This is a genomic window from Laribacter hongkongensis DSM 14985, from assembly GCF_000423285.1.
In the GTDB taxonomy this organism is placed as follows: Bacteria; Pseudomonadota; Gammaproteobacteria; order Burkholderiales; family Aquaspirillaceae; genus Laribacter; species Laribacter hongkongensis.
Genome location: NZ_AUHR01000030.1, coordinates 1 through 7,593, shown reverse-complemented (window position 1 = coordinate 7,593; position 7,593 = coordinate 1). Strand labels below are relative to the sequence as shown.

At 47.8% G+C, this 7,593-nt stretch carries 6 protein-coding genes and 3 pseudogenes; 5 read left to right on the top strand and 4 right to left on the bottom strand.

Going from position 1 to position 7,593, the window contains the following annotated elements:
• A partial coding sequence (locus G542_RS18235) for an IS3 family transposase (RefSeq protein WP_155826728.1) occupies nt 1–357 on the top strand: 357 nt, incomplete at its 5' end.
• Between the two features lie 37 nt (nt 358–394).
• Nucleotides 395–1,489, top strand: a pseudogene (locus G542_RS18660) (IS3 family transposase).
• Nucleotides 1,490–1,631: 142 nt separating this feature from the next.
• Here G542_RS18660 and G542_RS18230 read toward each other — a convergent pair.
• From G542_RS18230 to G542_RS18655, 4 genes and pseudogenes are all read right to left on the bottom strand, one after another.
• Nucleotides 1,632–3,422 (bottom strand): diguanylate cyclase domain-containing protein, encoded by a 1,791-nt coding sequence (locus G542_RS18230; RefSeq protein WP_081666852.1) that lies wholly within the window; start codon nt 3,420–3,422, stop codon nt 1,632–1,634.
• A gap of 39 nt (nt 3,423–3,461) precedes the next feature.
• Nucleotides 3,462–4,579 (bottom strand): annotated as a pseudogene (locus tag G542_RS18225) (sensor domain-containing phosphodiesterase).
• 173 nt (nt 4,580–4,752) lie between these two features.
• Nucleotides 4,753–4,986 (bottom strand): annotated as a pseudogene (locus tag G542_RS19530) (methyl-accepting chemotaxis protein); the annotation flags it as partial.
• Nucleotides 4,987–5,156: 170 nt separating this feature from the next.
• On the bottom strand, nt 5,157–5,393 hold the full coding sequence (locus tag G542_RS18655) for a hypothetical protein (protein ID WP_143714431.1): 237 nt from the start codon (nt 5,391–5,393) through the stop codon (nt 5,157–5,159).
• Between the two features lie 497 nt (nt 5,394–5,890).
• On the opposite strand from G542_RS18655, the gene G542_RS0113835 reads away from it, so the two are divergent.
• From G542_RS0113835 to G542_RS19695, 3 genes are all read left to right on the top strand, one after another.
• Nucleotides 5,891–6,844 (top strand): DUF932 domain-containing protein, encoded by a 954-nt coding sequence (locus tag G542_RS0113835; protein WP_027824411.1) that lies wholly within the window; start codon nt 5,891–5,893, stop codon nt 6,842–6,844.
• Between the two features lie 116 nt (nt 6,845–6,960).
• Nucleotides 6,961–7,320 carry a DUF3768 domain-containing protein gene (locus G542_RS0113830; protein ID WP_051190080.1) on the top strand — a complete coding sequence of 120 codons (360 nt, stop codon included), beginning with the start codon at nt 6,961–6,963 and terminating at the stop codon, nt 7,318–7,320.
• 129 nt (nt 7,321–7,449) lie between these two features.
• The coding region (locus G542_RS19695; RefSeq protein WP_373279788.1) for a YqaJ viral recombinase family protein at nt 7,450–7,593 on the top strand (144 nt) is incomplete at its 3' end.

Sequence of the window (7,593 nt, the reverse complement as noted above, 5' to 3'; positions counted from 1 at the left end):
AGTCGATCCGGCTACTACGCTGCCCGGCAACGAGCGCTGGCAGAGCCACGCCCCTGTCCGGTGAGCGTGAAGCTGCAGACTGCGTTTACCAGGTCAGGGCACAGTTACGGCAGCCGACGGCTGTTGAAGGCGTTGCGCGCCAAAGGCTTGCAGATTGGCCGTCATCGGGTTCGTCGGCTGATGCGTGAGCACCGGCTGCGTACTGTTTGGCGACGCAAGTTCGTGCATACGCCCGACCGCCGACACGGTCTGCCAGTCGCCCCCAACGTGCTGGATCGGCAATTTGATCCGGTTACGCCCAATCGGGCGTGGGTAACCGACATCACCTACGTCCCCCCGGCATTGAGTAGCACGTGACCTTAGAGTCCAATCCACCATGACATGGAGATTGGACATGAAGAAACGATTCACCGAAGAACAGATCACCGGCTTCCTGCGTGAAGCAGAAGCCGGCATGCCCATTGCAGAGCTGTGCCGCAGGCACACCTTCCCGGAAGGCAGCCATTACCCATGGCGCAACAAATTCGGCAGCATGAATGTCTCCGAGGCCAAGCGCCTCAAGGAACTGGAGACCGAAAATGTGCGCCTGAAGAAACCCCTGGCCAAAACCATGCTCGAGAACGAGATTGCCAAAGAGGCCCTGAGAAAAAAGTGGTGAGCGCACCGTCACGGCGGGAGCTGGTGCGCCATCTCGTGGGCAAGGGGCTCAGTGAGCGTCGATCACTGCGTCTAACCGGCATGAGCCCCGGTTCATTCCGTTATCAGCCCGCCACCGACCGTAATGCCGCCTTGAAAGCGAAGATCAAACGTTACCGATGCTACGGGGCCAGCATGATCTATTTGATAGCTGCGGCAGGAAGGCATGCAGGTCAATCATAAGCGGGTGGATCGACTCTATGCCGAGGCGGGTCTGCAAATTCGCCGGCGCAAGCGCAAGAAGGTACCGGTGGCAGACCGTCACCCACTGGCCCGCCCCTTGGCCGCCAACCAAGTCAGGTCGATGGACTTTGTATTCGACCGGACGGCGGAAGGCCGCGTCATCAAGAGTCTGACCGTCGTCGATGACGCAACGCACGAGGCAGTCGCGATCGTGCCGGAGCGCGCGATGAGTGGCATGCATCTGACGCGTGTCCTCGACCAGTTGGCGACAACACGCGGATCAGGACAGATAACTGCAAGGAGTTGCAGTCGCGCCATGCTCACTTGGACGCATGCTCGTGGTATTCAGCTCTTCCTCATCGAGCCCGGCAAGCCCAATCAGAACGCCTATATCGAATCGTTTAACGGGCGCTTCCGGGATGAGTGCCTGAACGAACACTGGTTTACCAGCCTGCGCCATGCACAGGTCGTCATCGAAGCCAGGTGGAGGGAATACAACAACGAAAGACCCAAGAAAGGTCTTGGCGGTTTGACACCAGCGGCTTATGCCAAATCTCTTGTAGAGAAATCAGGTAAATTAGTCTCGGACTCTAAACCCCGCTGCTACTGAAAACGGGGGTACGTCGCTCCAAGCTTGAGTATTTATCAGCATCGTCGCTTATCGATTCTAGAGACGCCTATATTTCAACGGCCTGCTAGAAGCTGGTTTCTGGAAGTCCCCATAATTGTTAGCCATAACCATCACGACTTAATCAGGAGGTGGATTTATAAAAAAACAGGGAGTTTTTTCCATTCTTCTTGGCAAGATACATTGCCATATCTGCTATTCTAAGCAAGTCATCTCCATTCAAGGCATCGCTTGGGAATCTGGAAACACCAATACTGGCAGATATTTTGACCGTCACAAAATCCAGTAAAACAGGTAATCGAATTTCATTGAGGATTTCATTTCCGATTCGTTCAATTGTACGATGGCAATTATTTGGAAAATCAAAACTCAATAGAACGGTGAATTCATCCCCACCAAGTCGTGATACTAAATCGTTAGATCTCACACAGCCTGAAATTCTCTCACCCACCACCTTCAATAAGGTATCTCCAGCAGCATGACCGAAACTATCGTTAACTTCTTTAAATCCATCCAAATCGATAAAAAGCAAGGCTATCTCGCCATTGTCGCCAGGAATTTTCTCCAGCTTAGAGTTCAATCTACTCATAAAGCCATATCTATTTAACAAGCCGGTTAGCGAATCAAGATGCGCCTGCTTCCAAATAAGTTCTTCGGCTGCTTTTTTATATGACTGATCTGAAAATATATATATGTGACGCCATGGAACCTCATTGTCATCAAGCACTGATGAAATCTTCACCTCGGCAGGAAATGTTTGCCCATCTCTTGCTCTTACCACACACTCCATTTGTGTGTATTTATAATCGGACTCAGACTCACATCCTAGAGTGTCAAAATAAAGCACATCGGTTTTAGATATTGATAGCAGACTAAAAAAATGACTTCCGATAGACTGCTTTCTTGAAAATTTTGTAATAAAACAGAATGCGGGATTCACGTTCAATATAAAGCCATCCCTATCAGTAACCACGATTGACTCTTGGCAGTTACGATAAACCAAGTCAGCCAATTTTAATTCTTCATTCAAAACGCTGCTTTCTATAGCAATAGCTGCCAATTTAGCAGCTCTTTCAATAATATCTATATGTGTATTTGTTGGTAAATATGGGACCCGACGATAAACAGCAAAAGTACCCAAGATCTTTCCAGATCGACTCAAAATCGGCTCAGACCAGCATGATCTTAAATCAGCCCTTTGAGCTAAAGCACGAAAATCCTTCCAAAAAGGATGTATCATTACATCTTCTACCACAACTCTTTTTCCCGTAAAGGCTGCTGTACCACACGAACCTATGCCCTCACCAACTATCAGCCCTTCAATCGCTGAATTATAAAAATCCGGGAGACTAGGTGCAGCGCCGAGATGCAGACTTTGTCTATCTTCGTCGAATAGCAAAATACTAACAAAAATATCTGCCCCATGCTTTTCTGTTTCATTAACTATAGCTTTTAAAGTAAGAGGTAGATCCTCTCCTTTTGATAGTTGATCTAATAGCTTTCTATGAGACTGCGCCACTAATTGATCATGATACTGTGAGCTTATATCTTTGATTTTCAGAATTACATTCTGAATTTCATTGTCTATCCTCCTCATTTCCATAAGAAAAATTGAATAAATATCAATATCGGCAATTCGGCATTGAGCAACAATTGCCTCCCCCTCCAATGCTCGATCAAACAGGCAGGAGAATTTTAATTCGCTCGGCGCACATTCATCATCAAGAATATTAATGGCAAAATCGTCAAAAAATCCATTCTTTTCAATGGCAGTAATAAATTGCTCAGATGCTTTATTAAATGCAACAACCTTCTTATTAGCATCAACCACAATAATTAAATCATGTGACTTATTAAACAAGAAATCCAAACAAGCTAGTGGATTGGCTATCAATTGAAAATCACCATTTAACATATTCGCAGCTCAACATGAAAACAATCAATATAAAACCCGTTACTTGTCATGCGTGATAGCAATCACTGCATATTTCCCATTGTAGAATGTTCTAAACATGGTTACATTGAACTGCATTGAAACGCCTTCAGAATTTTGGTGCAACCATTTAAATGAACAGCTACCTTTTTCTATTGCCAAACTAATTTTTTCATGAGCCTTGTTGATGGAAGGTTGTCCATCAAGTTGATAAGTTGGTGATAGATTGAAAAATTTTTTGATAAATTCTTGCCTGGTCGGAATGCCAAATAATTTCAGCGCTTGTCTGTTGCAGGTTAGAATTTCAAATTCTGGGCTCCAGACACTCAAGCAAACAGGGATAGAATTAATTGCTTTAATAAGTTTTTTGGTTTCATGCTGAATTTCAGCTTCATGCTTGAATATGTCAGGAAGTTCTTCCAGCCCCCCTCCCGAATTTGAAGTAAGATAATTAACAAAAACTTCTTTTTTTAATGGCTTAGAAACAAAATATCCTTGAATTTTATCGGCGCGCATACCGAAAATATCTTTAAATTGCTCAAAGGATTCCACTCCTTCAACACAAACTTTCATGTTGATGCTGTGGCATAATCTAATTATTGACTCAACAAATGCATAATTAAAATTGCTTTTATATAATGAGTGAACAAAATCCCTATCTATTTTTACCGTGGTAACTTTCATCTGGGATAGCCTAGAAAGGGATGAATACCCCGTTCCAAAATCATCAATTGCAAGCATTACTCCAATATTACTTAAGTAATTAACATTGTCTTTCTCTGATTTTGTATTACAGAAAAAGCATGATTCTGTTATTTCCAAAACTATATGCTTTGGATTTATTTGATGCTCAATTAGCATGGCTTGAATTGCATAGCAAAAAAACAATCATTGAGCTGTAACGGGGATACGTTTATATTTAATGTAAAATCATGGATAATTTTTATATATCCGATGCAATCTTTTATTGCATGTTTTGCGACCCATCTTCCTACCTCACAAATTAAACCCGCTTGTTCCAGTAGTGGAATAAACTCGCACGGACCTAACTCTCCAAACTCATTACCTCTATAACGGAGCAAAGCCTCTGCCCCATTTATTCGATAGGGATCTATTGATAATATAGGTTGATAGACCAAATAAAAACCATCGCATCCATTGTTTACACTGGAATGCAATTCCCTCAATATCTTTATCCAAAAAAACTGCCTCTAGCAGCACCAGAAATAGCCTCTGCTATTTTCTTTCTTTGATTGACTATTTCTTTAATTGTCTCAGAGGTTTTTTCACTCGTTAGTAAGTATGAACGTGCCTAGTCTGCAGTATGTTCGACTTGCTGTTTCGTTTCACTTGTCTCAGTTGTAATATTGTGAACTAATGTAGAGATTTCAGCGGTTGCCTGACTCGTTCGTTCAGCTAACTTTCGTACTTCATCTGCTACGACAACAAATCCCCTTCCATGCTCACCTGCTCGCGCAGCCTCAATTGCAGCATTCAAGGCAAGCAGATTTGTTTGGTCTGCAATATCTTTGATGATTTGTACAAATCTGCCAATTCGGTCTGAATTTTCAGCTAAAGAGTCCATGCGTATGGCTGTATCTGCTTGAGCATTAGCCATGTTTCGAAAACTGTCTGATAAATTAGATAGTCCGGAGTGAGTTCCATCTAGATTTTGTGTTGCATCACAGGCCAAGTCAAAATTAGTATCAAGATTACTTACCAACTTGAAAATGACTCACGCATAAGTGCAAGGCTTCCAAAACATCGCTCGAGAGAGGAAAGATAGGCTCCTCTCTTGTTCTTTAAAAGATCGTATTCTTCCATATCTTCATGGAGATTAGCCTTCTCCTGTAAAAAGCTAGCTAACTTATCATTTAGCACTTTATTTTCACGCTCTAAAAAAACACATTCTTCCGTTTTTTTTACTAACATTTCTTTTGTATGGAAAAACATTTGCCCTCTTCTAAATTAATAAAAGTTTTAATATCCCATTCTAAATATAGATAAGCTTCGATGCCCAACGCTTGATAAAGATCAATCGACTTGAAAAGGACTGTCAAACAATCCATTAGACATAAATTTTTGGCATTTTTATTTTAAAAGTAAAATAAATGTCATTAAAAAATGAGATTTTTCTCCGATTTTGAAATTTTAAACAACTATATGAAATGTTATAATTAATTTAATATGATAAAAATTAATTTTTTATACACACCATCTAGGAATGGCTTGTGATCTGAAGATTTTCTCAATAAAAATTTACCATTTTTCATCAAAAAAATTTTTACAACTAAATTGTCATAAAAATTTCTATTTGCAGTATTGATCCCAGAATTTTCTCCCCTATGTCACCCTCCTGAACCAGGTGCGGTAAGGCTCTTGAATCCTGCCTGCATCCCCCTTGTCTGCCCCGGCATCGCGCCGGGGCTTTCTGTTTCCGGAGGCGTGACATGACCCATCTTGTTGAAACCATGGCGTATGCCGGTACCGTGCCCTGGCACGGTCTGGGCAACGCCCTTACAGGCCGGCAACCTATCGAAGTCTGGCAGCGTGAAGCCGGCATGGACTGGTCCATTGCCCACAGTGACGTGCTGTTCAATGTTGCCGACGACGGCATGCACATCCGCCGGCATGCCGATGCACGGGTACTCTATCGCTCGGACACGCTGGCGCCGCTGTCGGTGGTGTCCCCGCGTTACAAGGTGGTGCAGCCGGCCGAGGTGCTGGCCTTCTACCGTGACCTGGTCAGTGCCGGCGGTTTCGAGCTGGAAACCGCTGGTGTATTGAAGGGCGGACGCAAGCTGTGGGCGCTGGCCCGGACCGGGCAGGCCACCCTGCTCGAGGGCGGCGACCGGGTGAAGGCCTACCTGTTGCTGGCCACCAGCTGTGACGGTTCGCTCTGCACCACGGCGCAGTTCACTTCGGTGCGGGTGGTGTGCAACAACACCCTGCAGATGGCCGTCGCCGGGCGCTCCGGTGCGGTCCGGGTGCCGCATTCGACCGTGTTCGATCCGGTGGCGGTCAAGGCGGAACTGGGACTCGGCCTGTCGGGGTGGGACGCCTTCATCGGCCACATCAAGGCACTCAGCCAGCGGCCGGTGTCGCCGGAAGAAGCCCGGCAGTTCTTTGCCGGGGTGCTGGACGAGCCGGTGGCCGAGGATCCGGACGCACCGGCGTCAAAGGCCCTGCAGCAACTGACAGCGCTGTACGGCGGGCTGGGCATGGGGTCGCTGCTCGGCAGCAGCCGGGGCACGGCCTGGGGACTGGTCAATGCCGTGACCGAGTTCGTTGACCACCACCGCCGGGCCCGCAGCCAGGATTACCGGCTGGATTCGGCCTGGTTCGGTCAGGGTGCCCAACTCAAGCAGCAGGCCCTGCAACGGGCCGGGGCGCTGCTGACATGAGCCGGCCAGTGGGTAGCCGGTTCATCCCCTGTCTGTTTCGACACCGCTTTTTCCCTGATCCAGCCGTGACCGTGGTCACGGCTTTTTTGTCGCCGTGATGGCGAAGGAGATGATCCATGGATTCTGCTCAAACTGTCCTGCCGGAGGTGTTACCTCCTGCCCTGCGTATCCGCCAGCTCAACGATGCCCTGCGCACTTCACTCGGCGGCGGGCGCTGGATGCTGACCGCCGGTTTCCGGGCCCTGCCGCCCCGGCAGCAGGTGGCGCTGTTGCAGGCCGTCCGGGCCTTTGATGCATTCGATGCCGGCAATGATCCCTGGGGCGAGCATGACTTCGGCGCGGTCGAGGCCGGCGGTGTGCGGGTGTTCTGGAAGATCGACTGTCATGACCCGGAGCTGAGGAGCCTGTCTGCCGACCCGGCCGATCCTGCCCGGACCGTGCGGGTGCTGACGGTCATGCTGGCAGAGGAGTACTGACCGGGAACGGAGAGGCCGGTCGTGTGTCCGGTTTCCGTGTTCCGGTTTGGTTCATGTGTGTTGTGTTGCGACGTCGCCCGGTCCGGCCCTGTGCCTGCCGGGCGATGTGCGTTTGAGGAGGAAGGAATCATGCGTTCACGTCATGGGCAGGCCCGTCGTCTGGCTTCGACCGTGGGGCTGGACCGTCAGGCCTGGCTGGCGATCCGCCAGCGGGGCATCGGTTCGTCGGATGCGGCAGCGGCCGTCGGCCTGTCGCCGTACAAAAGCCCGCTG

Coding starts and splice junctions, on each gene's coding strand:
- G542_RS18230 (WP_081666852.1), bottom strand. CDS start 3,422: ATGTTAAATGGTGATTTTCAATTGATAGCCAATCCACTAGCTTGTTTG.
- G542_RS18655 (WP_143714431.1), bottom strand. CDS start 5,393: ATGTTTTTCCATACAAAAGAAATGTTAGTAAAAAAAACGGAAGAATGT.
- G542_RS0113835 (WP_027824411.1), top strand. CDS start 5,891: ATGACCCATCTTGTTGAAACCATGGCGTATGCCGGTACCGTGCCCTGG.
- G542_RS0113830 (WP_051190080.1), top strand. CDS start 6,961: ATGGATTCTGCTCAAACTGTCCTGCCGGAGGTGTTACCTCCTGCCCTG.